The sequence below is a fragment of the Taklimakanibacter deserti genome, assembly GCA_003574785.1.
In genome coordinates, this window is record QORU01000001.1 from 334,796 (window position 1) to 360,761 (window position 25,966).

Genomic DNA, 25,966 nt, shown 5'->3' on the forward strand with positions numbered 1-25,966 from the left:
CAAAATCAGAGACTTAAAGGCAAGCCTGGAAAGTTCCCGCGAGCCGTCTTCGACGTTAGTTGAATGACGCGGCAAGTTGCCTCACCTCGGTAATTCCTGCACACTGCGCACCAATCAAGAACAACGTTTCATCTGGAGGAACCCAATGTCCAAAGATCGTAAATCCAAAAACCGGGATGCGGCCCAGCGCTCGCGCCGCAACTTCCTGAAGACGGGAGCAACGGCGGTCGCGGGAGCGGCCGCTTTGTCGATGCCCAACGTCGCCCGCGCCCAGGAGGCCATCGTGTTCAAATTCCAGAGCACTTGGCCGTCCAAGGATATCTTCCATGAATACGCGCAGGACTATGTGGCCCGCGTCAATGAGATGTGCGGCGGGCGGCTCAAGCTCGAATTGCTCGCGGCAGGCGCCGTCGCCAAGGCCTTCGAGGTGCAAGATGCGGTCATCGCCGGCACGCTTGATGGCGGCCATGGCGTGTGCGCCTATTGGTACGGCAAGCACAAGGCCTATTCGCTCTTCGGTACGCCGCCGGCCTGGGGCTGGCGGGCCAACCAGATGGTCGGCTGGATGAAATATGGCGGCGGACAGGCGCTCTATGACGAGCTCGTCCAGCAGGTGCTGGGCCTCAATCTGGTCGGCTTCCTTACCGGGCCCATGCCGACCCAGCCGCTCGGCTGGTTCAAGAAGCCGGTCGAGAAGCCGGAAGAGCTCGCCGGTCTCAAATACCGCACCGTCGGCCTCTCCGCCGATCTCTTCAAGGAGATGGGTGCCGCAGTGACCATCCTGGGCGGCGGCGAGATCGTCCCCGCCATGGACCGCGGCCTGCTCGAGGCTGCGGAGTTCAACAACCCGTCCTCCGACCGGCTGCTGGGCTTCCCAGATGTCAGCAAGGACTACATGCTGCAGAGCTATCACCAGTCGGCGGAATGTTTCGAGGTCATCTTCAACAAGTCGAAATATGACGCGCTCCCGCCGGATCTCCAGGCGATCGTGAAATATGCCGCGGAATCGGCCTCCGCCGACATGTCGTGGAAGGCGATGGATCGCTATTCCAAGGACCTCGAAGCGATGAAGGCGGAGCAGGGCGTCAAAGTGCATCGCACACCCGATGCAGTGCTCCAGGCGCAACTCGCCGCCTGGGACAAGGTGATCGCGGCGCAGTCGCAGGAGCCGTTCTTCGCCAAGGTGGTCGAAAGCCAGAAGGCCTGGACGAAGCGGGTGGTGGCGACCCAGTTCGACCTGGAAGTCGACCAGAAGACGGCCTACGATCACTTCTTCAAGGCATAGCTCAAGAAGAACAATCAGTGCCGGCTCCTGTCCCGACGGGAGCCGGAAGACTTAGGGGAGGGGTAATGCCGGCTTATCCGCGGGGGCTGGGCGCCATGAAAAATCAGCGCCTGTCCTTGCTTCTCTTCGGGGGTGGCGTCGTCGCCACACTCCTCGCCATCTTCTGGTCGCTCTATGCCTATGGCCAGGTCGGCGGCCTTGTCGCCGGCAAGGGCTTGCGGCCCAACCAGGTCTTCATGTGCCTGTTCGGTCCGTTCGAGCGCTGCGCGCCGCTCGCCGCCGCCCATGCCGAGCGTGGCACAATGCCTTACTCATCACTCCTCTTCTGGCTGGGCGTCGTGGCCATCATCGCCAGCTTCTGGCTCAACCTCGCCAAGCGCACGCCCGATGAGGGGTGGGGGCCGCGATTGCAGCGCGTCCTTATTCCCGTCGACCAGGTCTCGACCTTCATCGGCAAGCTTTTTGCCTGGACGATCGTCATTCTTACCCTCGCGGTGAGCTATGAGGTGTTCGCGCGCTATGTGCTCCGGGCGCCGACCACCTGGGCCTATGATGCGAGCTATATCCTCTATGGCGCCTTGTTCATCATGGCGGGCGCCTATGCGCTGTCGCGCAATTCGCATGTGCGTGGCGATTTCCTCTATCGCGCCTGGCCGCCGCGCCGCCAGGCGGCGATGGATCTGGTGCTCTACTTCCTGTTCTTCTTCCCCGGCATCATCGCCTTCATCTATGCGGGCTATGGTTTCGCCGCGCAGTCCTGGATGACGCATGAGCATTCGGCCTACAGTCCCGACGGTCTGCCGGTCTATCAATACAAGACGCTGATCCCCATCACCGGCGTGCTGCTCCTCCTGCAAGGAATCGTCGAGGTGGTGCGCTGCATCTTCTGCCTGAGAAGGGGAGAGTGGCCGCAGCGGCTGCATGACGTCGAAGAGCTCGAGAATGTCATCCTGGCGCAGCATGGAACGCCAGCCGAAGAGCTTGGAGATCGCCTGTGACCGACCCGCAACTGGGCGTGCTGATGCTCGTCCTTTTCATCTTCCTCATCATGCTGGGCTTTCCCATCGCCTTCACTTTGATGGCGATGGGCGTCGGCTTCGCCTTCCTCGCCTATGACGGCAATATGGATACGGTGGCGGCACTCCTCGTCCAGCGCACCTGGTCGGTGATGACCAATGACGTCTTGATCTCGGTGCCGCTCTTCGTCTTCATGGGCTATATCGTCGAGCGCGCCAATATCCTCGACCGGCTGTTCCGCTCGATCCAACTCGCCTCAGGCGCCTTGCCGGGCTCGCTCGCCATCGCGACGCTTGCCACTTGCGCGCTCTTCGCCACCGCCACCGGCATCGTCGGAGCGGTGGTGACGCTGATGGGGCTGCTCGCTTTCCCGGCCATGCTGCGCCATGGCTATGACGTCAAGCTGTCGGCGGGCGTCGTCTGCGCCGGCGGCTGCCTCGGCATCCTGATCCCACCCTCGATCATGCTCATCCTCTATGGCGCGACCGCCGGCGTGTCGCCGGTGCAGCTCTATGCCGGCGCCTTCTTCCCGGGACTGATGCTCGCCGGCCTCTATATGGTCTATGTGATGATCCGCGTGCTCATCGATCCGTCGCTAGCGCCGCCCATGCCCAAGGAAGAGCGCGATGTTCCCTATGCGACAATCTTCTGGCAACTCACCACGTCCTTCCTGCCGCTGGCGCTTTTGATCCTGGCGGTGCTCGGCGCCATCATGTTCGGGCTGGCGACGCCGTCGGAAGCCGCGGCGATCGGGGCCTTGGGCGCCCTCATCCTTGCCGCCGCCTATCGCTCGCTCACTTTCGACAAGCTCAAGGAATCGGTGTACCTCACCGCCCGCACCTCCGCCATGGTCGGCTGGCTGTTCGTCGGCTCCTTCATGTTCTCGGCCGTCTTCGCCGCCCTGGGCGGCGATGCGGTCATCAAGGATTTCGTCGTCGGCCTCAACCTCTCGCCGGTCATGTTCCTGATCGTCAGCCAGATCATCATCTTCATCCTGGGCTGGCCGCTCGAATGGACCGAGATCATCGTCATCTTCGTGCCGATCTTCCTGCCCTTGCTCGAGCATTTCGGCATCGACCCCTTGTTCTTCGGTCTCCTGATCGCGCTCAATATCCAGACGTCGTTCCTGTCGCCGCCGGTCGCCATGGCGCCGTTCTACCTGAAAGGCGTGGCGCCCAAGCATGTGAACATCAACGACATCTTCCGGGGCGTGATGCCCTTTCTCTTCATCGTGCTCATCGCGATGGTGCTGCTCTATATCTTTCCCGAAATCGGCATGTGGCTGCCGCGCCAGGTCTATGGCAGCTAGCTGCCCGGCCAGCGATAGACAACATCGCCGATGCCGAGCGGCTCGTAGATAAGATGGATCATGGGTACGAAGCCGTGGCGCTCATAGAGGCGGCAGGCGCCGAAATTCTGCTGCGCGCAATGGAGCTCGATGCCGGCGGGATAGAGGGACTTGGCGAAATCGATCAGGGCGGTGCCGAAGCCAAAGCCCTGCCAGTCGGGCGCAATGAAGAGCCGGTCGATGAAAGCCGGCTTCACGGTGAGAATGCCGACCACCACGCCGTCCGCTTCCGGCACGAAACATCTCTGGCCTTCCGCCAGGGCTTCGGTGAGGCGCGTGCGCGTCGCCGAGACCGGATGGTTGTAGCCGAAATAGGCATAGGCCTGCCGGCAGGCGGCGTTGGCGGCCCGGGCGGCCGCGTCAAGATCGCGCGGTTCATAGGGCCTGATGCGGAACAGATGGGCTTTGAGCATGGGCTGAGTTATAGAGGCGCCGATTGCCACTACCAGGAAACAATGCGCTGATGAAAAAGTTTCTCCTGAGCCTCGCCTATGTGCTGATCGCGATCGTCGTCATTTTCATGGGCGGGGCCTATGCCCTGCCGGGCGAGGCGGTCGTCGAGCGCCAGATCACCATCCAGGCCCCGCCGGGAAAGGTCTTCGGCATCGTCAGCGATCTGAGACGGTTCAAGGAATTCTCACCCTGGGCCGAGATCGATCCGAACCTGCAATATACGTTCGAGGGTCCCCCGATCGGCATCGGCCAGAAGATGTCCTGGACCTCCGACAATCCGCGGCTCGGCTCGGGCTCGCAGACCGTTGTCGATTATCAGCCCAATACGCGCTTCGCCACAACGCTGGCTTTCGGCGACATGGGTGATGCGATTTCCTATTTCAACTTCGTGCCGGTCGCCAGCGACACGAAGGTCATCTGGGGCTTCAAATCGCTGTTGCGCAATCCGCTCGAGCGCTGGATGGGCCTGTTCTACGACCGTGAGATCGGCGCCGACTACGAAAAAGGCCTGGCCAAGCTGAAGGCCATCACCGAGCAGCCCTGATTAGACTATGTGCAGCGCGGTGGTCTGCTTGACGCATTTCATCGCGATGGTTGATTTGAGGCTCTGCACCTCGCGCAGGGAAGTGAGCCGCTGGACCAGGAAATTCTGGAACTCGTCGAGATCGCGCACGCAGATCTTGAGCACATAGTCCCAATCGCCGGTCACCAGATAGCATTCGAGCACATTCGGGAGCGTCAGCACCGCCTTCTCGAAGGCCTTGATGCGTTCGATCGTCTGGCTGGCAAGCTTGACTTCGACAATCACGGTGAGCGTCTGGCCGGCAAGCGGCGGATCGAGCAAGGCGACATATTTGCGAATCAGGCCCGACTCTTCGAGCGCCTTCACCCGCCTCAGACATGGAGCAGGGGTCATGCCGATCGCATCGGCAAGGTCGGTGTTCCGGCGCCGGCCGTCCTCCTGCAGGATGCGCAAGATGTGCTTGTCGGTTTCGTCGAGCTGGATCGCCGCGGGCATTGCCAACCTCGCTTCCGCTATAAATGCGCAATGATATTGCTCATTTTCCCATAAAAGAGGATACGAAAGCAATCTCATGATCGCCGTCCCTGATATTTTTCTTATTCCATTCAGGAGGAGCGATCATGAAACCAGCCAAGCCCAAGACCGTGCATGCTTTGCATGATGTGCGTGAGAATGCCCGCAAGCTTTCCATCCTCTATACGGCCGAAGTTGAAATCGCCCGGCTGATCGGACGCTGGCTGCCGGCCGTGCCCTGGCTCGAGGAGAAATTGCTGCTCGGCCGGCTGCTCTATGAGGATGCCGAGCATGCGGCATGGCTCGAGGAACGTCTCGTCGAGTTGCGCGTCGCCGAGGCACGATTGCCGGATTTCCGCCGGCGCACCGCGCCGGCGCTCAAGCTGCTCGAGAGAGTGACCGATCCCGACCAGTTCCTGGCCGGTCTGTTCCGGGTGGTGAAGCCGGCCCTCATCGCCGACTATCGCCGTCATCTCGAAGCCTGCCCGCCTTTTGTCGATGATCCTTCGAAGCGCTTCCTGAGCCGGGCGCTTGCCGAAGAGGAAGAGCATGTCGGGTCAGGACTGGCGCTCCTCGCCAAGCGCGGCGTGGGCTGGCCCGATTCAGGCGGCATCGAGAGCCAGGTCAGGGCGGGCCTGTGGCGGCTCGAGGACAAGGAGGGCGGCTTCGCGGCGGGTGATTTCGTCGGGCGCACCCCCATCGCCCAGTCGCGGCCCGTCTGGCCGGCCGAGGTCGAGCACCTCGCGGCGGCGGCGCCCATGCCGCATTATCCCGGCACTTTCGCGGGCGACATGCAGCGCGTCGCCCATGATCTCGTCTTCTCGGAGCTCGAAGCGGAGGAGATCTTCGCGCGCTATGTCTATGAATATCCGCAATGTCCTTGGCAGTTTCACCGCGAATCGGCGCGCATCTGCTGGGACGAGGCGCGCCATGTCGAGCTTTTGCTCGACGTACTCGATCGCTATGGCGGCCATGTCGGGCAATTCCCGGCCAAGGCGCCGGGCTTCGAGGAATTCATGAGCCTCTCTTCCCCGGTCGAGCGCATGATCATGGTGAGCGTCATCGCCGAAGGCGAAGTCTCGACCGACACCCAGACGCAGCATCGCGAAGCCTTCCGGCAAATGGGCGATGATCTCTCAGCCATCCTCAAGGATTATGAAATGGCGGACGAGGTGAGCCATGGCCGGTTCGGCGAGCGCTGGGCGAGGCGCCTCGCCCAGCAAATGGGCGCCGACTATGACACGGCCTATGCCCGGGCGAGGGATGCGCTCAATGCCTTCAAGGCGTGCCACCCCGAGGCTGAAGGCTCATCGGAGATCGCCCTGGTGCGGCTTGGCGCCGATGAAGGAGGCTCGAAGCGGCTGGTCAATGCCACGGCGAAAAGGCTGCTCGGCTATTCGGAAGCGGACATTCTGAGGCTGGTCAGCGAAAGCGGCGGGTCGCTCATCGAGGATGAAGCCGTCTGAGCTGGAAAAGCAACGCGGTCCAATCGCCCCCCGATCGGACCGCGCCTCCTGTCGCCACTTTGTACCAACCTTGGTACGGCAGAGGCGTCAAAAGAGTTTCAATCCCGACACGGAAAATCAGGGGATTGCCGAAAGGCCCCGTTAAGATTTGCTCGCAACCTTCGGTTCGGCGAACAGCTCGGTGCGCGGGCCGCGTTCCAGATAGGTGTTGAGCGCGATATAGGAGCGCGTATTGCGGACGCCCGGGATGTCGTAGATCCGCTTCAGGAGCTGCTCCAAAGCCAGCGTGCCCTCGCAGCGCACCTTGAGGAGGATGCAGGTGTCGCCGGCAACGGAATGCAGTTCCTCGATCCGGGGATCATCGGTAATCGCCAGCATTTCCGGGGTCTTGCCCCAGCCGTCGGTCGCGACATGGACGAAGGCGAGGAGGGGGCAGCCGATCGCCTCGCCGTCGATCTCGATGGTGGTGCGGCGGATGGCGCCCTGCGCCTTGAGCTTTTTCACCCGCTCATAGACGGAAGGGGCGGACAGGCCGAGCTTCTGCCCCAGGTCGCGGAAGGCGATGGTGGCATCGTCGGCCAGAATAGCTAACAGCTTTCGGTCGGTGGCATCCATGGAGGTCGTCCTGTTAATGCGGTTCGGTAGTGAAAAATAGGCGATTTCCGAGGTCAGCATAACATGATACGGGTGGATGTATAAATCCCTTATCGGTGTTAGGTGTCATGACAGCGATCCCCAGCGATCAGTCTTTCCAGGGCCATCTCCTGCTTCTGATGTCGGGGATCGCCGCGGTCGGCATCCAGGCGCTGATGCTCTCGCCCTTGATGCCCGATATTGCGCGGGCGCTCGCGGCGGGGCCGGTGGAGGTCGGCATCGCCTCCGGCGCCTATGGCGTAGGCGTGGCGCTCTCGGCCCTTCTGGCAGCGCCGAGGCTCGGCCAATGGCCGAAGCGGCGGGCGATCCAGATCGCCTTCGCCGTGATGGCGGCGGGCCTCATGCTCTGCGCCTCGGCCTTCGACTGGCGGCTTCTGGTCTTCGGTCAGTTCGTCACCGGCCTCGCCGCCGGCGTCATCATTCCCGGCACCTACGCACTGACCGCCGACCTGACGCCGGACCATATGCGCTCGCGCGCCATCGGGCGTGTGATCACCGGCTGGTCGGTGGCGATGGTGGCCGGCATTCCCTTCGCCGCTTTGATCGCCGATCTCCTGAGCTGGCGCGGCACCTTCATCATCGTCGCAGCACTTGCCGCCGTGATGATCTTCGGCATCGGCCTCTTGCCGCGCACTGAAGCCTCGGCGGCGTCGCGCCCGGTGCCCTACGCCCAAGCGCTCGCGGTCAAGGGCATACCCTTGGTGCTCTTCGCCACCTTCGTGAACATGATCGCCTTCTACCAGACCTATACATTCATCGGCGATCATGTGCGCCATGTGCATGACGCCGGCGCCTGGCTCGGCGGCCTCTTCGCCTGTTCCTATGGCATAGGCTTCGGGCTGGCGGTCTTCTTCGACGGCTGGATCGATCGCGTCGGGCCGTCGCGCCTGATGGCGGCCTCGCTCTTCGTCCTCGGCATCAATTACATCCTCTTGCCATTGGCGACATTCAACATCGCCACCGCGATCGCCTATCCGGTGGTCTGGGGCCTCATCCAGCATGTCGGCATGAACACGCTCGTCTCCTATATCGGGGCTGCCCCGCAGGCCGAGCGCTCGACCGCCATGGGGCTCTTCTCCTTCGTCACCTATGTGGCCGTGGGACTGGGCGGCGCCGCCTATGGCAGCGTCTATGCGGCGCATGGCATTTTCGCCAATACCATCGCCGCCACCCTGACCTTGTGGATAGGTGCTGCGGTGGTGTTCCTGCTGATGCCGAAGGTTAAGGCTGCTGCTTAGGGCTTTATCTTTTGTTGCGCATGATCTTTTCGGAAAACCGGTATCCACTTTTCCGGATCATGCGGCTAGCGCTGCATCTGCATGAGCTTGTCCATCGGCACCATGTTGTGGTCGAGATTGGCCATGATCCACAGCGAACCGCCCACCACCAGGAGCACGATCAAAATACCGAAAGCGAGCGCCATCACGTTGTTGGTGTTGTCGGGCCCGGTCGTAATGTGAAGGAAGAAGACCACATGCACGCCCATTTGCGCGATGGCGAGCACGATGATGGCGACGGGAATGCTGGGCAGCCAGAATATGTCGGTGCTGATCACGAAAAACGACGTGGCGGTGAGCAATATGGCAAGGCCTAGGCCCACGCCATAGCCGAGCAGGCGCTGACCGACGCTGCCTTCTTCCTCACCAGGCGGATATTCAGCCGCGCCGTGCGGCTCCTCGATCTCATGGCTCATAGGGCGACCCCCAGAAGATAGACGATGGAGAAAATGGCGACCCAGATGATGTCGAGCGCATGCCAGAACAGCGCAAAGCACAGATTGCGGCGCTGGATGTCGGGGCGGAAGCCCTTGGCCTGAACCTGCGCCATCATCGTCAGCAGCCAGAGAATACCGGCGAAGACGTGAACGCCATGGCATCCGACGAGCGCGTAGAAGGATGACAGGAAGGCGCTCCGCGTCGGGCCCGCGCCGCGCTCGATCATTCCGGCAAATTCCCTGATCTCCAAGGCCAGAAAGGCGAGGCCAAGGACACAAGTGACCGCCATCGCGATCTGGAACCAAAAGCGGCTGCGCTCGCCGGCCGCGATGCTGGCGAGGCCGCAGGTGAAACTCGAGGCGAGCAGAAAAGCGGTCTCAAACGCGACATTCGTCAGGTCGAAAAGTTCGGCGCCCCTGGGGCCGTCCGCCGTCCTGGTCGCCAGCACCGCATGGGCCGCGAACAGGCAGGAGAAGATGACCATGTCGCTCAGGATGAAGAGCCAGAAGCCGAAGCCGGTCCTGATCCGCTTCTGATAGAGCTCGTCATGCGCCAGGGTTGCGGCGGTCATCGGGCGGCTCCCACGGCGCGCGCCACCTCATCCGCCGGGATCACATATCCTTCGTGATCGCGCCAGGCGAAGACGACGAAGGTCGCGAATGCGCCAATGAGGCCGACTATCGCCATCCACCAGATATGCCAGATCATGGCAAAGCCTATGATGGTGGCGAAGAAGGCGCAAACGAAGCCCGTCGGCGAATTGAGCGGCATCTCGATGGGTTCATAGCGCACACCGCCCTTCGCCGCTCCTTCTTCACGTGCCTGTGCCTTCTGGGTCCAAAAGGCATCCGCCCCGGTCACCTGGGGCGGGACCGCAAAGTTGAAGGCAGGCGGCGGCGATGGTGTCGCCCATTCGAGCGACCGGCCGTCCCAGGGATCACCGCTCGTGTCGCGCAATTTCTCCCGCTGACGGATGCTGACGACCAGTTGCGCGATCTGCAGGATGATCCCGATCAGGATGAGACCCGCGCCCACTGCCGCGATCATCAGCCAAGGCCGCCATTCCGCTACTTCATAGTGCTGCATCCGCCGCGTCGCGCCGAGGAGGCCCGCCGCATAGAGCGGCATGAATGCGACATAGAAGCCGACGATCCAGTACCAGAAGGCTGCCTTGCCCAGCCCGTCGTGAAGCTTGAAGCCGAAGGCTTTCGGAAACCAGTACATGTAGCCGGCAAAGGCGCCGAACAGCACGCCGCCGATGATCACATTGTGGAAGTGGGCGACAAGGAAGAGGCTGTTATGCAGCACGAAGTCGACCGGCGGCACGGCCAGCAAAACGCCCGTCATGCCGCCGATGATGAAGGTCACCATGAAGCCGAGGGACCATAGGAGTGGTGCAGTAAACTGGATGCGGCCGCCATACATGGTGAACAGCCAGTTGAATATCTTCACGCCCGTCGGCACGGCGATGATCATGGTGGCGATGCCGAAGATGGCGTTCACATCGGCGCCGGCGCCCATGGTGAAGAAGTGATGCAGCCACACCATGAAAGACAGAAGGCAGATCGACATGGTCGCCGCGACCATGGACCGATAGCCGAACAGGGGCTTGCGCGAAAAAGTGGAGATGACTTCCGAGTAAACGCCGAAGGCCGGAAGGACGAGGATATAGACTTCCGGATGTCCCCACGCCCAGATGAGGTTCATGAACATCATCATGTTGCCGCCGGCATCGTTGGTGAAGAAATGAAAGCCGAGATAGCGGTCGAGGATCAGCATGGCCAGCGTGGCGGTCAGGATCGGGAAGGCGGCAATGATCAGAAGATTGGTGGCAAGCGTCGTCCAGCAGAACATCGGCATCCGCAAGTAAGTCATGCCGCTGGCGCGCATCTTGAGGACGGTGGTGACGAGATTGATGCCGGAGAGGACCGTGCCGACCCCCGAGATCTGCAAGCCCCATAGATAATAGTCGACGCCGACATCGGGCGAGTAGGGGAGCTCCGACAAGGGCGGGTAAGGCAGCCATCCGGTGCGGGCGAATTCGCCGATGACCAGCGACAGGTTGATCAACAGCGCACCGGTCGCGGTGAGCCAGAAGCCGACGGAGTTCAGAGTGGGAAAGGCCACGTCGCGCACGCCGAGCTGCAACGGCACGACAAAATTCATCAGCCCGATCATGAACGGCATCGCGACGAAAAAGATCATGATCGTGCCGTGGGCCGAAAACACCTGATTGAAGTGCTCAGGCGGCAGAAATCCCGGGGCATTGTAGGCGAGCGCCTGCTGCAGGCGCATCATGATCGCATCGCTGAAGCCGCGCAGCAGCATGACCATGGCGAGCAGGATGTACATTATGCCGATCCGCTTGTGGTCGACGCTGGTGATCCACTCGTGCCATAGATAAGGAAAATGGCCGCGGATGACGACCCAGGCGAGAACCGCCAATATGGCCAAGGCCACGATCGCGGACGCGATCATCGGCAGCGGCTGATCGAGCGGGATAGCGGCCCAGGAGAGCTTACCGAACATCGTGGGTTTCCTTGTGCGCTCGCATCAATAGATGGCTTTCCATCCCGGAGCCGGCGGCAGCTTCTGCGTGGCGATCGCATGAAAGATAGTCGGGTCGCCGAGCCGGTAGGTGATCCGAGAGCTGTCCATCGTCGGCACTGTCATGGCCTTGTATGCGTCGGCATTCAGGACAAGCGGGCTGTTGGCGGCCCTTGCCGCCCATGTCGAGAAATCGTCCGGCGAGACCACATCGACATCGAAGACCATGTTGGGAAAGCCGTCGCCGCTGAAATGTGCCGACAGGCCTTGATAATGGCCGGTCTTGTCGGCGCGCAGGTGAAGCTGCGTGGTCATGCCGTTCATCGTATAGATCATGCTGCCGAGCTGCGGGATGAAGAAGGCGTTCAGCACGCTCGACGATGTCAGCTCGAAGCGCAGCGGCGCTCCTTCCGGGATCGTCAGCGTATTGATGGTGGCCACACGCTGGTCCGGATAGATGAATAGCCATCGCCAGTCGAGCGAGACGACCTGGATGGTCAGCTCTTCGCCGGTGCCGGCGACGGGCTTGCGCGGATCGAGGTCGTGCGCGCCGATCCAGGTGACGCCGCCAAGGAGAAAGATCGTCAGCGCTGGGATGGACCACACCACCATCTCGATCCTGCCGGAATATTCCCAGTCGGGGAGATAGCGGGCGCGGCTGTTGGATTGGCGGAACCAGAAAGCAAAGGCGAAGATGGCGATGATCGTCGGCACGACGATGGCCAGCATGATTCCCAGGGAATTCAAAAGAATGATCTTTTGCGCGGCGCCAACGGGCCCTTGCGGGTCAAGGACATTCATCGCCAAACCAAGCTCCCCCTGACTGGGATCGGTCAATACGTCGCCGTCGAGTCGTATCAGAATGACATTGCGGGGCCAATGGGTATCGGAAATGGAAGGTCATGTCTCCTGATGCCAGGACATGACAAAGGGCACCGGCCGAATCCATCACCCAGCAGTCGTGTTCATGCAGATGCCGAAAGTTAATGCCGGGGTTTGATTCGGCCTGACACATGGAGTTCATAGCAACCATCAGGCTTCAATCTCACGCCGACGGGCGTTCCCCAGTTTGCGCAGGATAGTCGCAAGCGGCATACCGTTGATCGATCCAGCGCAAGTGGGACGGCCTTGGTCGTGACAAGCGATGATGTAAATCCCGTTCTTTTTGGGCTCTTCATAGGCACACAAGAGATTCATCACGCAGGGGCCGATTGGCTTCATAAGAACCGTGCGCTTTGGTTCGTCTGCCAGGCTTGACCACGTGCCAAGCACAAGTCCGAATGCCAATGCTGCACCGCAGAGAGCCCATTTCATTGTAGCCAGATTGGCAATCTCGAGCTGAATGGTTTCTGAAGGCGTTCACGTTCATCCGGCATTCAGGCCGGATCGACTATGCAAGCGCCCATCACTGTGGAGGGTTTCGGCATGCTGATCTCTCGTTTCATTCAGGCGGCCTTCCTGACAACCGCGCTCGCGCTCCCGGCTTCCGCGGCGAAGCAGGTCGAATTCGTCCTGCCGTCCGGCAATATCGGCTGCATCTACACGCCGCAAGGCGGTACACCGGTCTATCAGCCGGTCGATGGCGGGCCTGAATTGTCCTGCGACCGGGTCGAGCCCAAATATGTGCGCATCGTGCTCGGGCCCAAGGGCAATGCCAAACTATACAAGAATGTCGGCGATGCCTCCTGCTGCTCGGCCGGGCCCGTGCTCACCTATGGCAAGTTCTGGAAAGCCGGACCGTTCAAATGCAAGGCGACGACGTCGGGCCTCGATTGCCGGCGCGGCAGTCACGGCTTCTTCATGAGCCGGGCGCGCCTCGAGGCCTATTGAAACTGAGACGCATAGACGGCAAGCCTCGCCGCTAAAGTGCCGGTGTGCAATTCGAACAGATGATAGTCCGGGTCGTGGAAATAGAGCGAGCGGCCTTCGATGCGAGAGCGCGACTCCCTTAGAATTGCTTCGCTCCGCTGCGATAGACTTCCTTGCCGCCGAGCACAGTCTCGAACATGCGGCCAGTCCAGGTGAGATCGCGCACGATCAGAGTGATGTGGCTCAATCCCTCGATCATATAGTTGCCTTGAGGTCAATTTGGGTGTTGGATGATGCCATGGCGCGAGGACTTCTTGTTCAAGCTCCAGCGCCACCTATCCGGGGGGCCATCCGAGCGATTTTCGCAATGAACCAGCGGAGAGACTTTTTTGCGCAATGTTTCACGGCTGCGGCGCAGTCGTCCTGACCTTCGGAGGATGCGCTCCCACTTCTGCGCTGAAGCTCGGATTTGTCGAAAATAACGGCAATTCGCGGATGCAACAGAGGAGAACGTGACATGCCAGGACCCGACTTTCCATATGCGGCAGACTACCCATTCGGGACTGATGGGAAACCCGGCCACGACAACGGCCATGACGGAAAACCAGGTGATAACAACAACCCCGCCGGCGGCAATGGCGGAAATGCTCGTCCGGGCAGCAACGGAAATGGCGGCTGGGGCGGCGATGGTGCCATAGGTGGCACGGCGGGCAACGGCGGCAATGGTGCGGGCACGGGCAAAGGCGGCCAGGGCGGAAATGGCGGAAATCAACGGGGCCAGCCTCCTGGGCTCGTTCAGGGTCCTTACCCAGGTGGAAATGGCGGCAAAGGAGGCGAGAAAGGCGGCGACGGTGGCGACGGCGGCAAGGGTGGTGATGGAGACAATGGCCAGAACGGCGGTAATGGCGGCCCAGGCGGCACGGGTGATCCGAATTCAGTAGTCAACAACAAAGCGGGAAAGGGCGGTCGAGGAGGCAATGGAGGCGAAGGCGGCAAGACTCTCAAAGCGCCAAAGATCGTGGCACCTGACGGTGGCGGACCACGCGGTACTGGAGCCGCTGGTCAGTTCACTCCAGGCGGAACGGGTGGCAAGGGCGGTACCGGCGGGAACGGGGGTCCAGGGGCCAGCATCGCCAACCCGACTCCGAACAAGGAGGGCGTAGACGGCGGAGACGGCGGAGCCGGCGGCAATGGCGGCAAAGGCGGCGATGCCGTCAATGGTGCCACTCCGGGCAATGGCGGCAATGCTGGGAACGGCTGGGTCGGCGCTTCAGGTGGACCGGGCGGTATCGGCAATCAAGGCGTCAAAGGAAAGAAAGGCGGCGACGGCGGAAAGGGCGGCAAAGGCGGAGATGCCGGACCACCTGGCGGAGCAGGCGCGGCACCAGGCAACGCCGGCAATGGCGGCAATGGCGGGCCAGGCAATATTGGTGGACAAGGTGGGCCGGTAAATGCGGGCCTAGATGGCAAAAAGGGCGGGGACGGCGGAATAGGCGGCGAGGGTGGTGCAGCGGGAACTCCACTGCCCGGTGGCGGCCTCGGGACAAATGGCAATGGCGGTCAGGGTGGGCAGGGCGGCCCAGGCGGTCAGGGCGGCAAAGGAGATCCGAACAAAGCCGGCAAAAAGGGCGGGGATGGCGGAACTGGCGGCCAAGGTGGCAAGCCCGGTGGACCACCGCCTGCGCAGCGCCCGAATGGCGGACCGGGTGGCCAACCGGGGCAAGGAGGTCCTCCCGGTGCGGGCGGGCCAGGCAACGGCCCCGCCGGCTCCCCCGGTAGCGGTGGCGCAATCGGGCCGGCGTTTTAGACTAGATCACGCGCCGAGCTCGATCAGGTCGATCTCGGGCGGCACACCGAAGCGGACGGGCAGGATGCTGCAGCCAAGCCCGCCCGAGACGATCAGGTGCCGGTCGTCCTCGACGACGTGACCATAAGCGAAGCGGTTGCCATAGGCGGACGGCACGACGGGCGAATAGCCGAAGAGGCGCACCTGGCCGCCATGGGTATGGCCGGCGAGCGTCAAGGCGACACGAGACGGCACCTTCGTGAAGGCGTCGGGCTCATGGATCATCAGAATGACCGGCGCATCGTCCGTCACCCTGGCGAGCGTCGCATCGAGGTCATCGATGCCGGCGAAGCGGCCGCGGCCTTCGATGAACGCGAGCTGGTCGGCAAGCCCCAGGAGCCAGAAATGCTTGTCCTGGTGCACCAGCCTGACCCCGTCATTCTCATAGACGGGAAAGCCGGCGGCCTCGAGCGCGGTGCGATAGAGGCAGGGACCGGCGCGGCGCTTCTGTGCCTGCCGGTCGTCCCACCAGTCGTGATTGCCGAGAATGGCGTGAGCGCCGAGCGGCGCTTTCAGGCGGGCGAGCACCGAAGCTGTGTCCTTAATCGTGACCTTGCGCGTCACCCATCGATGGCCGGCTGCATAGTCGCCGAGCAGCAGGACAAGATCAGGATTGAGCGCATTCGCGGTCTCGACGACGCGCTCGACATGCCTGAGGCTCATATAGGGTTCGCCGACATGGATGTCGGCAAGAGCGGCGATGCGTAGTTTGAAATCGGTGGGCCAGCCAGGCGGGGTCAAGGCATAGCGTTGCACGCGCAAGAGGAAGCCCGGCTCGATGCCGAAGGCATAGCCCGTCACCGCCGCCCCCGACAGGGCAAGGCCGCCCAGCCATTTGAAGAACTTCCGGCGATTCATCTTGTGTCGGGTTACCGCCCCTTCCAGACCGGCTTGCGCTTCTCGGCGAAGGCGCGCGCACCTTCCTTCTGGTCTTCGCTCGAATAGAGCTTGTCGACGGTCGCAAGCTTGCGCTTGGTGACGAGGTCGAAAGCCTGCTGGATCGGAAGATGCGACGTCTCGCGCACCACCTCCTTGATGGCGGCGAAGACAAGCGGCGGGCCCTCGGCCAGCATCGCCGCCACCTCGCGGGCGCGGATCATCAGGTTGGGCTGGGTCACGATCTCGTTCACGATGCCCCATTGCCTGGCTTCGTGGGCATCCATGCGCCGTCCGGTGAAGAGCAAGTCCATGGCGACATGATAGGGAATGCGGCGCGGCAATTTTATGGTCGCCGCGTCGGCGACCGTGCCAGAGTTAATTTCCGGTAATGCGAAGGTGGCGTGATCGGCGGCGATGATGATATCGGCCGCGATCATGATCTCGAAGCCGCCGCCAAAGGCGATGCCGTTGACCGCGGCGATCACCGGCTTGTTGAGGCCGGGCAATTCCTGCAGACCGCCGAAGCCGCCAGGGCCATAATCCGCATCCGGAGCTTCGCCTTCGGCGGCGGCCTTCAGGTCCCAGCCCGGGCAGAAGAACTTCTCGCCGGCGCCGGTGAGGATGGCGACACGCAGATCGGGATCGTCACGGAATTTGGCAAAGGTCTCACCCATGATGCGGCTTGTCGGAGCGTCGATGGCATTGGCCTTGGGCCGGTTGATGGTGACTTCGAGGACCTTGCCACGGCGTTCGACAATGATGGGTGAGCTCATGAACTATTCCTTGCGCATGCGGATGAGAGCATCGACCGCCACGGCGCCTTGACCCGGAGGCAGAACGATGAGGGGATTGACGTCGAGCTCCTCTATAAGGCCGCGATGCGCCTCGGCAAAGGCCGCAATCGCCTCGACCGCCTTGACGACTCCCTCCTGATCGCCGGACTTGCCGCGGAAGCCTTCGACAAGCTTCCACACTTTCAATGATTTGAGCGCGCGCTCGATCTCAGGCCGCGATGTCGGCAGGATCAAGGTTGCCGAATCTTTGAGCAGTTCGGTCAGGATGCCGCCGGCGCCGAGCACGAGGCCCAGCCCGAATTGCGGATCGGCTTTGAGGCCGATGATGAGCTCGGCGATACCGCCCGTCACCATGCGCTCGACGATGACATGATCGGCGAGATGCGCCATGTGCCGGGCGGCGGCCGCGACCTCATCTTTAGTCTTGAGATTGAGCGCGACACCGCCGGCTTCGGTCTTATGCGCGATGGCAGCGGATGACACTTTGAGCGTCACCGGAAAACCAAGGCTCTCGGCGGTTTTTACCGCCTCGCCATGACGGCAGACAATGCCCTCCGGCACGGAAAGGCCATGCGATTTGAGAAGCTGCTTGGCATCATGCTCGGAGAGCGTATGAAGATCGCCGCCGCGCGCTTCCGTCGCGGGCAGGACCGGAGCCTTGTCGCGCCGCGTCCAGTTCCGGCCGATGAAAGCCGCCGCCTCAAAAGCGGTGAGGGCGTCATCGAGACCCATCATCGGGGCGACGCCTGAGCCAGCCAGCTCATCGGCGAGATCGAGCGGCATGCATTCGGGCAGGCTTGCCACCATTGCCGTCCTGGCTTTGGTCGCGCGCGCCGCATTGGCGAGCGACTTCGCGGTGACGAGCCAGGTATCGGGCTTCATCAGTGGGCTGGTCGGAATGTCGAGAATGAGCATCGCCACGTCGAAGCCGCCGGACAGGACGGCGGAAAAAGTGGCGGTGAGCTTGTCCTCCTGGTTCCAGATGAAGGTGTGGTAATCGAGTGGATTGTCGATCGACACATATTCATTGAGGGTCGCTGCGACCTTGGGCTTGGTGCAGCGGTCGAATTCCGGAAAGCGCACGTCTTTCTCGATCGCCATGTCGGCGATGAGCGCCGCCTCGCCGCCCGAGCAGCTCATCGAAACCACGCGGTTGTCTTTGAGCGGGCCGCCATGGTGGAGGAATTTGAGCGTCTCGACAAAAGCCGTCACCGAGGTCATGCGCGCTATGCCATGGCGCTCGAAGAGGGCGTCATAGAGCGTATCGGCGCCGGCCAGCGACGACGTATGGCTCATCGTGACCTTGGCGCCCTGTTCGGACCGCCCGGTCTTGAGCGCGATCACCGGCTTGCGGTTCGTACGCGCGATCTCGGCCGCCTTGGCGAAGGCGGGAATGTCCTTGAGGCCCTCGATATGAAGACCGATTGCGGTGATGCGCTCATCCTCGGAGAGCGCCTCCAGCATCTGGGCGATATCGACATCGGCCTGGTTGCCGATGGCGAAGACGGCGGCGACCGGCAGAGCGCGGCGCGTCATGGTAAAATTGCAGGCGATATTGCCGGACTGGGTGATGATGGCGACGCCGCGCTCCAGGGGTTCGAGGCCGTGCTCGTCGGGCCACAAAGCGGCATGCGCCATGGCATTGACGAAGCCGTAGCAATTGGGACCCATCAGCGGCATTGAGCGTCCGGCCTCGAGAAGCTGGCGTTGCAGGTCCTTGCCGACGTCACCGGTCTCGGAAAAACCAGACGCATAGATGACCGCACCGCCGCAACCGATCTTGTTCAGGTGGCGGACGATGTCGATGGTGAGCTCGCGCTTCACGGCGACGAAAGCGGCATCGGGACTGCCGTCGATCTCTTCGACGGACTTGATGCAGGCGATACCGCCCAGCTTTTCGCGCTTGGGGTGGACGGCCCAGATCTTGCCGGTGAAGCCCAAAGCGAGGGTGCGTTCGATGGCGACCTCGCATTCATGGCCGCCGATGAAGGCGATGGATGTGGGCGAGAGGAAACGGGTGAGGGGCGTGGTCATGGTTTCTCAATTTTATCCGCCGAGCGGCCTGAGCAATGACCGCGAGATGATGTGGCGCTGGATCTCGCTGGTGCCCTCCCAGATGCGCTCGATGCGGGAGTCGCGCCATATGCGCTCCAAGGGCAATTCCTCCATGACGCCCATGCCGCCATGGATCTGGATCGCCTCATCGGCGACCATGGCCAGCATCTCGGTCGCCTTGAGTTTGGCCATGGCCATGTCCATGTCCTCGACCGTGCCCTGGTCGTATTTCCAGGCGGCTTCGAGGGTGAGGAGCCAGGCGGCCTTGAATTCGAGCGCCATGTCGGCGAGCTTGAAGGAAACGCCCTGGAACTTGCCGATCTGCTGACCGAACTGCACCCGGTCGACTGCCCATTGCTTGGCATGATCGAGGGCGCGCTCGGCCCGGCCGATGCAGGTGGCGGCGACCTGGAGGCGCGTGGCGCCGAGCCAGGAATTGGCGACCTCGAAGCCCTTGTGCACCTCGCCCAGGACCGCCGATTTCGGCACGCGGCAGTCGGTGAATTCGAGGATGCAGTTGTTGTAGCCGCGATGCGAGACATTGCGATAGCCGTCGCGCACGACGAAGCCCGGATGCCCCTTGTCGACGAGGAAGGCGGTGATGAGCTTCTTCTTGCCGCGCTGTGTCTCTTCCTCGCCCGAGGCGGCGAAGAGGATGACGAAATCGGCGACATCGGCATGGCTGATGAAATGCTTCACCCCATTGATGATGAAGTCATCGCCCTTCTGGACGGCGGAGCACTTCATGCCGCGCACGTCGGAACCGGCACCAGGCTCCGTCATGGCGAGACAGTCGGCTTTCTCGCCGCGCACCGAGGGAAAGAGATATTTCTCGCGCTGCTCGCCTTCGCAGGCCATCAGGATGTTGGAGGGCCTGGCCACGCAGTTCCAATGCAGCGCATAATTGGCGCGGCCAAGCTCGCGCTCATACATGACCCAGGTCTGGGTATCGAGGCCGGCGCCGCCTGCTTCCGCCGGCATGTTGGCGGCATAGAGTCCGGCTTCGATCGCCTTGGCCTTGAGCTCTTCGTAAAGGTCCTTGCGCAACTCGCCGGTGCGCTCGACCTCGGCTTCATGCGGGAAGAGCTCGTTCTCGACGAAATCGCGCGTCGTCTTGACGATCATGCGCTGCTCTTCGGTAAGGGCGAAATCCATGGCTAGCTTCCTATGTGAAATGTCTCGGAATGGCCGTCGACCGAGATCGCCTGGCCGGTCACCATCTTGGCGGCGGGCGAGGCGAGGAAGAGGCACATATCGGCGATCTCTTCCGGCTTGACGAAGCGCTTGATCGACTGAGCCTGGACGTACTCCTTGTAGACGAGTTCGGGTGACACGCCGCGGCTCTCGGCTTCTGCCTTCATCACCCGATCCATGCGCGGGCCCTCGACGGCGCCCGGGCAAATGGCATTGGCGCGCACATCATAGGGGCCGAGCTCGACGGCGAGCGACTTGGTGAAGCCGATCACCGCCCATTTGGCGGCGGCATAGGGCGTGCGCAGGCCATAGCCGAAAAGGCCGGCGGTCGATGAGATATTGATGATGGACCCCGAGCGCTGGTCCTTCATGATGGGGGCTGCGCGCCTCGCGCACAGGAACTGCGCATCGAGGCAGACGCTCAAGCATTCGCGCCAGTCGTCGAGCTTGAGCTCCTCGACATAGCCGGTCGGCCCCTTGGTGCCGGCATTGTTGACGAGCACGTCGAGACCATCGAGATCGTCCATGGCATCGTCGAACCACTGGTCGATCGCTTCCTCATCCGTCACATCGAGATGGGTGGCGGCGATCTGCGGATATTTCTCGGTTGCCTCGCCGAGCGCCCGCTCATCGACATCGCAAATATGCACCTTGGCGCCCGAGTCGGCGAAGGCCTTGGCGATGACCCAGCCTATGCCTGAGCCACCCGCCGTGATCATGACACGCTGAAGCATTTTGTCCTCCCGGTTGGATATCAGCGCTTCTTCTTTCTCGCTGGTTTCTTCCTTGCGGCCGCCTTCTTGGCGACGGGCTTCTTCTTGTTGTCCTTCTTGGGCACGCCCATCACCCGGCCGAGCTCGGCAGGGGCTTTGAGCTTCTTGTGCGCGGCCCAGACGGCGAACACGGCTTCGAAGATGTCCGCGCGCATGGGAACGACCTTGCCCGCCTTCTGGTCGACATGGAGCTGCATGATCTCGTTGGTGGCGACGAGCTCTTGGGTCTTGCCATGCAGCATGCGGTGGAAGAGATGCACGCGCTTCTCATCGGCACCGACAAGCTGCGTCTCGATGGTGAAGGGTTCGCCCGCCTTCATCTCGCGATAGTAGTTGAGATGGGTCTCGGCGGTGAAGAAGGTGAGGCCCGTGGCGCGATAGGCATCGTCATCGCCGATATAGCGCAAGAAGGCATCGAGGCCGTCGCCGAAAGCCACGAGATAATGAGCATCTTGCATGTGATTGTTGTAGTCGACCCAGGACGTCATGACCGTGCCGTGATGCAGGGCGAGGGGGCCTTCGATCTTGGCGCCCTTCTTCCATCGCTTGAGCGCCTTGAGCCGGCGTTCTTCCTCGCGCGCCAGCACTAGCCCTGCGCCGACTTTGTGCTGCTTGAAGAGATGCATCATGTCGACCAGCACGTCGTTGCGCTTGGCCTCGATCTCGGCGACCGTCAGGCCGCCGGCCTGGGCCTCGCAGCCTTCGACCAAGCGCGTCTCCAATGCGTCGTTCCATTTGGGATAGCGCAGATCCGTCCAGGGCAATTCGAGGCTCGGATCGAACTGCTTGATGAAGGCGCGCATGCCACCGGGGCCGCCCGCCGCGTGATAGGTGAGGAAGGAGCCCATGAAGGCCCAGCGCATGCCGGCCGAATAGACGATCGAGTCGTCGATGTCGGCGGTCGTGCCGATGTCCTTGTCGAGGACATGCAGCGCCTCGCGCCACAGAGCCTCCTGCAGGCGGTCGCAAATATAGCCGTCGATCTCCTTCTTGAGACGCAGCACATGCATGCCTACGCCCTCGAAATATTTGCCGGCGCGGTCCATCGCCTCGGGCGATGTCTTCTCGCCGGGGACGGTCTCGACCAAAGGCAGCAAATAGACCGGATTGAAGGGGTGGGCGATGATCACCCGTTCGGGGTGAGCGCATTCCGATTGCAGCCGGGTCGGCAGGAAGCCCGAGGAGGAGGACGCGATGATGACATCGGGCCGGGCAAAGGAGTCGATCTCCCGGAACAGCCTGATCTTCAATTCCTCGCGTTCGGGCGCCGCCTCATGGATGAAGTCAGCTTTCGATGCCATCTCCTTGAGATCGGTGGTGAAACTGAGCTTGCCCTTCTTCACCTTGGGGGTGTTGAGGAGGCGGATCATCGAGGGCCAGGCGATATCGATGGCGGCCCTGAGCTTGGCTTCGGCGGCGGGCGCCACGTCATAGGCGATGACGTCATAGCCCCGGATGAGCAGACGCGCGGCCCAGCCCGCGCCAATGAGGCCCGTTCCCGCAATGCCGACGGTCTTGATGGACATGGATGTTCTCCCGGACCGTCTAGCGCTTTTTGAGCTTCAGGATGTCGCGAGCCTCATCGGGACTTGCGACCTTGGAGCCGAGAACCTCGATGATCTTGACGGCGCGCTCGGTGAGCGTGCCGTTCGAGGCATAGACGCCCTTCTCGAGATAGAGATTGTCCTCGAGGCCGACGCGAACATGGCCGCCCAAGAGGATCGCCTGGGCCACCATCGGGAACTGGTTGCGGCCGATGCCGAAGGCGGCCCAGACGGCGTTCTTCGGCAATTCGCCGACCTGATAGGCCATGGTCTGGGTGTTGACCGGCGCGCCCCAGGGAATGCCGAGGCAGAGCTGGAAGAGCGGCGGATCTTCGATCAGGCCTTCGGCGACGAGCTGCTTGGCGAACCACAGATTGCCGGAATCGAAGATCTCCATCTCGGGCTTGACGCCATAGGACTGGATGAGCTTCGCCTGCTCGCGCAACTGCGTCGGCGTCTGCACGACGATGGTGTTGCCGTCGCCGAAATTGAGCGTGCCGCAATCGAGCGTGCAGATCTCGGGGCGCAGTTCCTTCACATGGAGAAGGCGTTCAACCGGACCGACGAGATCGGTATTGGCCTCGTTGAACTGGCGCGGCGTCTCGCCCGAGCCGATCTCGACATCGCCGCCCATGCCGGCGGTCAGATTGATGATCACCGTCTTGTTCTTGGCGCGGATGCGCTCGACCACCTCGGCATAGAGCTCGACATTGCGGGCGCCCTTGCCGGTCTTCGGATTGCGCACATGGCAATGGACGACGGCAGCGCCGGCGTCGGCCGCCTCCAGCGCCGCATTGGCGATCTGCTCCGGGGTGACCGGAATGGCCGGATGCTTGCCGACCGTGTCGCCCGCACCGGTCACGGCGCATGTGATGATGACTTTCGGATTCATTCTGTCTGTCCTCCCAGGAAATGTCGGGCGGCAGACTAGGATCGGATTCTCGAAGGTATTTGACTTTTTTCGCCATCTGATTGAGAATTATCGCCAATATGCCCCGCGACATCGCCTTCCTGCTCATCCCGCGCTTTTCCATGATCGCGCTGTTCTCGGCGCTCGAGCCCTTGCGGGTCGCCAACCGCTTTGCCGGCGAGGCCTTTTCCTGGCGCTTCGTGTCGATGGATGGCGAAGCGGTCGCGGCCTCGAACGGCATACCGGTCTCGGTCACCGCCGGCATCGATGCCATCGGGCGGCCCGATGTCGCGATCGCCTGCGCTTCCTATGACCAGGAAGCCGGCATGACGCGCGCCGTCTTCAACGAACTGCGCCGGCTCGCCCGCAACGGCACGCTTCTGGGCGGTGTCGATACCGGCGCCTTCCTGCTCGCGGGCGCAGGGGTGCTCGACGGCCATCGCGCCACCGCCCATTGGGAGACCTTGCCGGCCTTCCGCGAGAGCTATCCCGAGATCGACGTGGCCGAGGCGACCTATGTCATCGACCGCGGTCGCATGACCGCCTCGGGCGGCGCTGCCCCCCTCGACATGATGCTCGACTGGCTGGGCGCCATCGAAAGCGAGAAGCTGGCGCAGAAAGTGGCGGACACGCTCGTCCATACCCGCCATCTCAATCACCCGGGCGAGGCCCGCGTGCCGGCGGGCTCGCGCTACGCCATCGACGATCCGCGTCTCGTCAAGGCCATCAGGCTGATGGAGGAGCATGTGGAAGACAGGCTGACGCTCGAGGACGTGGCGCGGACGGTCGAGATTTCCGGCCGGCAGCTCGAGCGCCTGTTCCACCAGCATCTGCAGATGACGCCGGTCGGCTTCTACCGGCAATTGCGCCTCGAGCGCGCCCATCGTTTGCTCGCCTATTCGCGCCTCACTGTGCGCGACGTGGCGCTCGCCACCGGCTTTTCGACGCTCGCCGAATTCTCCCGCGCCTTCAAGGGACGCTATGGCAGACCCCCCAGCCATGCCAGGCAGCTCGTGTCATGAAGCGCCGGTGAAGAGGCCTGCACATTCGAGACTACGCTCAGCGTGAAGAAAGCGCCGCCTGCCACTCCTTGATGGCGTCGAGAGGCCAGAGCAGCATGATGATGTTGAGGGTGAGATTGTCGCGGATCATGAAGCCGGTGAACAATTCGAAGCCGATCGCCAGCGCCACGGTGACCCAGACCGGAGCCTTCGCGGCGATGAAGAAGCCCACCACCATCGCCAGGATGTCGCAAATCGAATTGAGCACGCTGTCGCCATAGTAGTCGAGCGAGATCGTCGCCTCGCGATAGCGCTCGATGATGAAATCGGTGTTCTCGAAGATCTCCCAGGCGCCCTCGACGAGAATGGCGAGGCACAAGCGCAGACCCAGCGGCCAGCGCCGGCCGATGAGCCACAATAGTCCGTAGAAGATGAAACCGTGGATGAGATGGGAGGGGGTGTACCAGTCGCTGATGTGCTGGGAATTCTCCGAGCTCATCACCACGCCATGCCAGAGCTTTACATAGCCGCATTTGCAAATGGGCTCGCGGCCCATGGCGAGGAGGATGACAGCGCAGGCCACAATCAGGGCCGCCGCTGCGATCCAATAGGTCGTCTGGCGCCCGGACCGGCTAGGGATCGTCATATCCGTCATAACCGGCCCCATACTGCCTGATTCGGCGGCATTCAACCCTGCGGTGTCCGCCTTGGGCGAAAGAATACGGCCGCGTCGCCACGGCCGTTTCATGAGGGCGCAATTACTGGCTTCGCGACGGGAGCGACTTCATGATCCCCTGGCTCGGGGGCTCCGGCTGTGGATTGAGGCCTTTGGCGAGGGCCGGGTTCTCGAACTTGACACCCTGGGCCACCTTGGCGGTCACGATATCGTATTTGGGCACATATTTATGGGCGAGCGTGGGGCTGACGCTCGCTTGAGTGGTCGGCTGCGCCGTTGCCGCCTGGGCCGAGAGACCCAGGGCCAAAGCGGCGATGATCGAAAGTGACTTCATGAACAGAGCTCCGGTTGATGGGTCGGTGTTGTATGCCTCAACGCTGCCCAACATGCCGCGCTCCGGCTGAATCCGGCTTGAAACGCCCATTCATTCCCAATTCAATCTCATGTCAGGATCTTGTCCGGACCGTGGCCAGGACCTCATGCATCCGCCGCCGGGGCCGCGACCAGCTGGCAGCCGACGATCTTCCAGGAGCCGTCCGGCTGGCGCTGCATGGCGTAAAGGGCGGTCCAGGCCTTGCCGTTCACATCGATGATGGTGACGTGCTGGGTCGGCGCCCCGCCCATCTCATTGCCGATTCGGCCGAAGGAATAGGACTGCCGGCGGTAGATCGGCGGATAGCCCTTCTGGACCATGGACATGAATATCTCTGGGGAAGGAAACAGACGTTTGATGGCCGGGGCGGCAAATCCATAGGCCGCGGCTCCGTCATCGGCATTGAAGGCGCTGAGCTGGTCGGTGATGATGCGCTGGAATTCCTGGGCTTCGGCCTCGCTGACGGCCTGCGCGGACAGGGCGCCGGGAAAGGCGAGCAGGGCCAATAGGCCCAAGGCGAAAAGGGTCAGTCTGCGGGTCATGGCGAGCCTCCATCCAGGTCTTACGCACTGCTGACACCGGTGGTTTCAG

At 62.3% G+C, this 25,966-nt stretch carries 28 protein-coding genes and 1 pseudogene; 9 read left to right on the forward strand and 20 right to left on the reverse strand.

What is annotated here, in order from left to right:
* The first annotated feature begins 145 nt into the window (after positions 1 to 145).
* The 3 genes from DS839_RS01525 to DS839_RS01535 all read left to right on the forward strand — a co-directional run bounded on the left by DS839_RS01525 (position 146) and on the right by DS839_RS01535 (position 3,611).
* Positions 146 to 1,285 carry a TRAP transporter substrate-binding protein gene (locus tag DS839_RS01525; RefSeq protein WP_119268509.1) on the forward strand — a complete coding sequence of 380 codons (1,140 nt, stop codon included), beginning with the start codon at positions 146 to 148 and terminating at the stop codon, positions 1,283 to 1,285.
* A 95-nt stretch (positions 1,286 to 1,380) separates the two neighbouring features.
* Positions 1,381 to 2,283, forward strand: a complete 903-nt coding sequence (locus tag DS839_RS01530; protein ID WP_368911036.1) for a TRAP transporter small permease subunit — start codon at positions 1,381 to 1,383, stop codon at positions 2,281 to 2,283.
* On the forward strand, positions 2,280 to 3,611 hold the full coding sequence (locus tag DS839_RS01535) for a TRAP transporter large permease (RefSeq protein WP_368911037.1): 1,332 nt from the start codon (positions 2,280 to 2,282) through the stop codon (positions 3,609 to 3,611). The genes DS839_RS01530 and DS839_RS01535 overlap by 4 nt, the downstream gene beginning before the upstream one ends.
* Here DS839_RS01535 and DS839_RS01540 read toward each other — a convergent pair.
* Positions 3,608 to 4,063, reverse strand: a complete 456-nt coding sequence (locus tag DS839_RS01540) for a GNAT family N-acetyltransferase (RefSeq protein WP_119268510.1) — start codon at positions 4,061 to 4,063, stop codon at positions 3,608 to 3,610. The two genes, DS839_RS01535 and DS839_RS01540, sit on opposite strands and share 4 nt — an antisense overlap.
* Positions 4,064 to 4,113: 50 nt before the next feature.
* Between DS839_RS01540 and DS839_RS01545 the strand changes: the two genes are divergently transcribed.
* Complete coding sequence (locus DS839_RS01545) at positions 4,114 to 4,647, forward strand: SRPBCC family protein (RefSeq protein ID WP_119268511.1); 534 nt, start codon at positions 4,114 to 4,116, stop codon at positions 4,645 to 4,647.
* On the opposite strand, the gene DS839_RS01550 is transcribed toward DS839_RS01545, so the two are convergent.
* Positions 4,648 to 5,121 carry an Lrp/AsnC family transcriptional regulator gene (locus DS839_RS01550; RefSeq protein ID WP_119268512.1) on the reverse strand — a complete coding sequence of 158 codons (474 nt, stop codon included), beginning with the start codon at positions 5,119 to 5,121 and terminating at the stop codon, positions 4,648 to 4,650.
* A gap of 125 nt (positions 5,122 to 5,246) precedes the next feature.
* Here DS839_RS01550 and DS839_RS01555 point away from each other — a divergent pair, with 125 nt between their 5' ends.
* The gene (locus tag DS839_RS01555) at positions 5,247 to 6,605 is read left to right on the forward strand and encodes a DUF455 family protein (RefSeq protein ID WP_119268513.1); all 1,359 of its coding nucleotides are present in this window, start codon (positions 5,247 to 5,249) and stop codon (positions 6,603 to 6,605) included.
* Positions 6,606 to 6,746: 141 nt separating this feature from the next.
* Here the strand turns inward: DS839_RS01555 and DS839_RS01560 are convergent, their stop codons facing one another.
* Positions 6,747 to 7,220 carry an Lrp/AsnC family transcriptional regulator gene (locus tag DS839_RS01560; protein ID WP_119268514.1) on the reverse strand — a complete coding sequence of 158 codons (474 nt, stop codon included), beginning with the start codon at positions 7,218 to 7,220 and terminating at the stop codon, positions 6,747 to 6,749.
* Positions 7,221 to 7,327: 107 nt separating this feature from the next.
* On the opposite strand from DS839_RS01560, the gene DS839_RS01565 reads away from it, so the two are divergent.
* Positions 7,328 to 8,497 carry an MFS transporter gene (locus DS839_RS01565; RefSeq protein ID WP_119268515.1) on the forward strand — a complete coding sequence of 390 codons (1,170 nt, stop codon included), beginning with the start codon at positions 7,328 to 7,330 and terminating at the stop codon, positions 8,495 to 8,497.
* Between the two features lie 65 nt (positions 8,498 to 8,562).
* On the opposite strand, the gene cyoD is transcribed toward DS839_RS01565, so the two are convergent.
* From cyoD to DS839_RS01585, 4 genes are read right to left on the reverse strand one after another with little or no spacing between them, the layout of a single operon-like run.
* A complete protein-coding gene (cyoD, locus tag DS839_RS01570; RefSeq protein ID WP_119268516.1) occupies positions 8,563 to 8,952 on the reverse strand; it encodes a cytochrome o ubiquinol oxidase subunit IV in 390 nt (129 codons plus the stop codon).
* Positions 8,949 to 9,545, reverse strand: a complete 597-nt coding sequence (locus DS839_RS01575; protein WP_119268517.1) for a cytochrome (ubi)quinol oxidase subunit III — start codon at positions 9,543 to 9,545, stop codon at positions 8,949 to 8,951. The genes cyoD and DS839_RS01575 overlap by 4 nt, the downstream gene beginning before the upstream one ends.
* Complete coding sequence (gene cyoB, locus DS839_RS01580) at positions 9,542 to 11,503, reverse strand: cytochrome o ubiquinol oxidase subunit I (protein WP_119268518.1); 1,962 nt, start codon at positions 11,501 to 11,503, stop codon at positions 9,542 to 9,544. Before cyoB ends, DS839_RS01575 begins: the two co-directional genes overlap by 4 nt.
* Positions 11,504 to 11,527: 24 nt before the next feature.
* On the reverse strand, positions 11,528 to 12,322 hold the full coding sequence (locus tag DS839_RS01585; RefSeq protein WP_119268519.1) for a cytochrome ubiquinol oxidase subunit II: 795 nt from the start codon (positions 12,320 to 12,322) through the stop codon (positions 11,528 to 11,530).
* A gap of 624 nt (positions 12,323 to 12,946) precedes the next feature.
* Between DS839_RS01585 and DS839_RS01590 the strand changes: the two genes are divergently transcribed.
* A complete protein-coding gene (locus DS839_RS01590) occupies positions 12,947 to 13,351 on the forward strand; it encodes a hypothetical protein (RefSeq protein WP_119268838.1) in 405 nt (134 codons plus the stop codon).
* On the opposite strand, the pseudogene DS839_RS01595 reads toward DS839_RS01590, so the two are convergent.
* Together DS839_RS01595 and DS839_RS36225 are read right to left on the reverse strand one after the other, a co-directional pair.
* Positions 13,345 to 13,589, reverse strand: a pseudogene (locus tag DS839_RS01595) (VOC family protein). The gene DS839_RS01590 and the pseudogene DS839_RS01595 sit on opposite strands and share 7 nt — an antisense overlap.
* Positions 13,590 to 13,604: 15 nt before the next feature.
* Complete coding sequence (locus DS839_RS36225; protein ID WP_162918221.1) at positions 13,605 to 14,102, reverse strand: hypothetical protein; 498 nt, start codon at positions 14,100 to 14,102, stop codon at positions 13,605 to 13,607.
* Between the two features lie 418 nt (positions 14,103 to 14,520).
* On the opposite strand from DS839_RS36225, the gene DS839_RS36230 reads away from it, so the two are divergent.
* Positions 14,521 to 14,781 carry a hypothetical protein gene (locus DS839_RS36230; RefSeq protein WP_162918222.1) on the forward strand — a complete coding sequence of 87 codons (261 nt, stop codon included), beginning with the start codon at positions 14,521 to 14,523 and terminating at the stop codon, positions 14,779 to 14,781.
* Between the two features lie 8 nt (positions 14,782 to 14,789).
* On the opposite strand, the gene DS839_RS36235 is transcribed toward DS839_RS36230, so the two are convergent.
* The 8 genes from DS839_RS36235 to DS839_RS01640 all read right to left on the reverse strand — a co-directional run bounded on the left by DS839_RS36235 (position 14,790) and on the right by DS839_RS01640 (position 23,307).
* On the reverse strand, positions 14,790 to 14,984 hold the full coding sequence (locus tag DS839_RS36235; protein ID WP_162918223.1) for a hypothetical protein: 195 nt from the start codon (positions 14,982 to 14,984) through the stop codon (positions 14,790 to 14,792).
* 159 nt (positions 14,985 to 15,143) lie between these two features.
* Positions 15,144 to 16,034, reverse strand: coding sequence for a metallophosphoesterase (locus DS839_RS01610; protein ID WP_119268521.1), 891 nt, complete (start codon positions 16,032 to 16,034; stop codon positions 15,144 to 15,146).
* Between the two features lie 11 nt (positions 16,035 to 16,045).
* Positions 16,046 to 16,828, reverse strand: coding sequence for a carnitinyl-CoA dehydratase (locus DS839_RS01615; protein WP_119268522.1), 783 nt, complete (start codon positions 16,826 to 16,828; stop codon positions 16,046 to 16,048).
* A gap of 3 nt (positions 16,829 to 16,831) precedes the next feature.
* On the reverse strand, positions 16,832 to 18,883 hold the full coding sequence (locus DS839_RS01620; RefSeq protein ID WP_119268523.1) for an acetate--CoA ligase family protein: 2,052 nt from the start codon (positions 18,881 to 18,883) through the stop codon (positions 16,832 to 16,834).
* A 12-nt stretch (positions 18,884 to 18,895) separates the two neighbouring features.
* A complete protein-coding gene (locus DS839_RS01625; RefSeq protein WP_119268524.1) occupies positions 18,896 to 20,059 on the reverse strand; it encodes an acyl-CoA dehydrogenase family protein in 1,164 nt (387 codons plus the stop codon).
* 2 nt (positions 20,060 to 20,061) lie between these two features.
* Positions 20,062 to 20,832, reverse strand: a complete 771-nt coding sequence (locus DS839_RS01630; protein WP_368911041.1) for an SDR family oxidoreductase — start codon at positions 20,830 to 20,832, stop codon at positions 20,062 to 20,064.
* 20 nt (positions 20,833 to 20,852) lie between these two features.
* On the reverse strand, positions 20,853 to 22,397 hold the full coding sequence (locus DS839_RS01635; RefSeq protein ID WP_119268525.1) for a 3-hydroxyacyl-CoA dehydrogenase NAD-binding domain-containing protein: 1,545 nt from the start codon (positions 22,395 to 22,397) through the stop codon (positions 20,853 to 20,855).
* 19 nt (positions 22,398 to 22,416) lie between these two features.
* The gene (locus tag DS839_RS01640; RefSeq protein ID WP_119268526.1) at positions 22,417 to 23,307 is read right to left on the reverse strand and encodes a beta-keto acid cleavage family enzyme; all 891 of its coding nucleotides are present in this window, start codon (positions 23,305 to 23,307) and stop codon (positions 22,417 to 22,419) included.
* Between the two features lie 98 nt (positions 23,308 to 23,405).
* Between DS839_RS01640 and DS839_RS01645 the strand changes: the two genes are divergently transcribed.
* Positions 23,406 to 24,347: a GlxA family transcriptional regulator gene (locus tag DS839_RS01645; RefSeq protein ID WP_119268527.1), complete on the forward strand. Its 942-nt coding sequence runs from the start codon at positions 23,406 to 23,408 to the stop codon at positions 24,345 to 24,347.
* A 37-nt stretch (positions 24,348 to 24,384) separates the two neighbouring features.
* Here the strand turns inward: DS839_RS01645 and DS839_RS01650 are convergent, their stop codons facing one another.
* The 3 genes from DS839_RS01650 to DS839_RS01660 form a co-directional block, all read right to left on the reverse strand.
* Positions 24,385 to 24,993 (reverse strand): DUF2585 domain-containing protein, encoded by a 609-nt coding sequence (locus DS839_RS01650; protein WP_438816484.1) that lies wholly within the window; start codon positions 24,991 to 24,993, stop codon positions 24,385 to 24,387.
* 91 nt (positions 24,994 to 25,084) lie between these two features.
* The gene (locus DS839_RS01655) at positions 25,085 to 25,336 is read right to left on the reverse strand and encodes a hypothetical protein (RefSeq protein ID WP_119268529.1); all 252 of its coding nucleotides are present in this window, start codon (positions 25,334 to 25,336) and stop codon (positions 25,085 to 25,087) included.
* 143 nt (positions 25,337 to 25,479) lie between these two features.
* Positions 25,480 to 25,917: a DUF4864 domain-containing protein gene (locus DS839_RS01660; RefSeq protein ID WP_119268530.1), complete on the reverse strand. Its 438-nt coding sequence runs from the start codon at positions 25,915 to 25,917 to the stop codon at positions 25,480 to 25,482.
* Positions 25,918 to 25,966 lie beyond the last annotated feature (49 nt).

Excerpts from the sequence above, each read along its gene's own strand:
- DS839_RS01525 (WP_119268509.1), top strand. The coding sequence starts at position 146 with ATGTCCAAAGATCGTAAATCCAAAAACCGGGATGCGGCCCAGCGCTCG.
- DS839_RS01530 (WP_368911036.1), top strand. The coding sequence starts at position 1,381 with ATGAAAAATCAGCGCCTGTCCTTGCTTCTCTTCGGGGGTGGCGTCGTC.
- DS839_RS01540 (WP_119268510.1), bottom strand. The coding sequence starts at position 4,063 with ATGCTCAAAGCCCATCTGTTCCGCATCAGGCCCTATGAACCGCGCGAT.
- DS839_RS01545 (WP_119268511.1), top strand. The coding sequence starts at position 4,114 with ATGAAAAAGTTTCTCCTGAGCCTCGCCTATGTGCTGATCGCGATCGTC.
- DS839_RS01550 (WP_119268512.1), bottom strand. The coding sequence starts at position 5,121 with ATGCCCGCGGCGATCCAGCTCGACGAAACCGACAAGCACATCTTGCGC.
- DS839_RS01555 (WP_119268513.1), top strand. The coding sequence starts at position 5,247 with ATGAAACCAGCCAAGCCCAAGACCGTGCATGCTTTGCATGATGTGCGT.
- DS839_RS01560 (WP_119268514.1), bottom strand. The coding sequence starts at position 7,220 with ATGGATGCCACCGACCGAAAGCTGTTAGCTATTCTGGCCGACGATGCC.
- DS839_RS01565 (WP_119268515.1), top strand. The coding sequence starts at position 7,328 with ATGACAGCGATCCCCAGCGATCAGTCTTTCCAGGGCCATCTCCTGCTT.
- cyoD (WP_119268516.1), bottom strand. The coding sequence starts at position 8,952 with ATGAGCCATGAGATCGAGGAGCCGCACGGCGCGGCTGAATATCCGCCT.
- DS839_RS01575 (WP_119268517.1), bottom strand. The coding sequence starts at position 9,545 with ATGACCGCCGCAACCCTGGCGCATGACGAGCTCTATCAGAAGCGGATC.
- cyoB (WP_119268518.1), bottom strand. The coding sequence starts at position 11,503 with ATGTTCGGTAAGCTCTCCTGGGCCGCTATCCCGCTCGATCAGCCGCTG.
- DS839_RS01585 (WP_119268519.1), bottom strand. The coding sequence starts at position 12,322 with ATGAATGTCCTTGACCCGCAAGGGCCCGTTGGCGCCGCGCAAAAGATC.
- DS839_RS01590 (WP_119268838.1), top strand. The coding sequence starts at position 12,947 with ATGCTGATCTCTCGTTTCATTCAGGCGGCCTTCCTGACAACCGCGCTC.
- DS839_RS36230 (WP_162918222.1), top strand. The coding sequence starts at position 14,521 with ATGGCGGCAAAGGCGGCGATGCCGTCAATGGTGCCACTCCGGGCAATG.
- DS839_RS01610 (WP_119268521.1), bottom strand. The coding sequence starts at position 16,034 with ATGAATCGCCGGAAGTTCTTCAAATGGCTGGGCGGCCTTGCCCTGTCG.
- DS839_RS01615 (WP_119268522.1), bottom strand. The coding sequence starts at position 16,828 with ATGAGCTCACCCATCATTGTCGAACGCCGTGGCAAGGTCCTCGAAGTC.
- DS839_RS01620 (WP_119268523.1), bottom strand. The coding sequence starts at position 18,883 with ATGACCACGCCCCTCACCCGTTTCCTCTCGCCCACATCCATCGCCTTC.
- DS839_RS01625 (WP_119268524.1), bottom strand. The coding sequence starts at position 20,059 with ATGGATTTCGCCCTTACCGAAGAGCAGCGCATGATCGTCAAGACGACG.
- DS839_RS01630 (WP_368911041.1), bottom strand. The coding sequence starts at position 20,832 with ATGCTTCAGCGTGTCATGATCACGGCGGGTGGCTCAGGCATAGGCTGG.
- DS839_RS01635 (WP_119268525.1), bottom strand. The coding sequence starts at position 22,397 with ATGTCCATCAAGACCGTCGGCATTGCGGGAACGGGCCTCATTGGCGCG.
- DS839_RS01640 (WP_119268526.1), bottom strand. The coding sequence starts at position 23,307 with ATGAATCCGAAAGTCATCATCACATGCGCCGTGACCGGTGCGGGCGAC.
- DS839_RS01645 (WP_119268527.1), top strand. The coding sequence starts at position 23,406 with ATGCCCCGCGACATCGCCTTCCTGCTCATCCCGCGCTTTTCCATGATC.
- DS839_RS01650 (WP_438816484.1), bottom strand. The coding sequence starts at position 24,993 with ATGGGGCCGGTTATGACGGATATGACGATCCCTAGCCGGTCCGGGCGC.
- DS839_RS01655 (WP_119268529.1), bottom strand. The coding sequence starts at position 25,336 with ATGAAGTCACTTTCGATCATCGCCGCTTTGGCCCTGGGTCTCTCGGCC.
- DS839_RS01660 (WP_119268530.1), bottom strand. The coding sequence starts at position 25,917 with ATGACCCGCAGACTGACCCTTTTCGCCTTGGGCCTATTGGCCCTGCTC.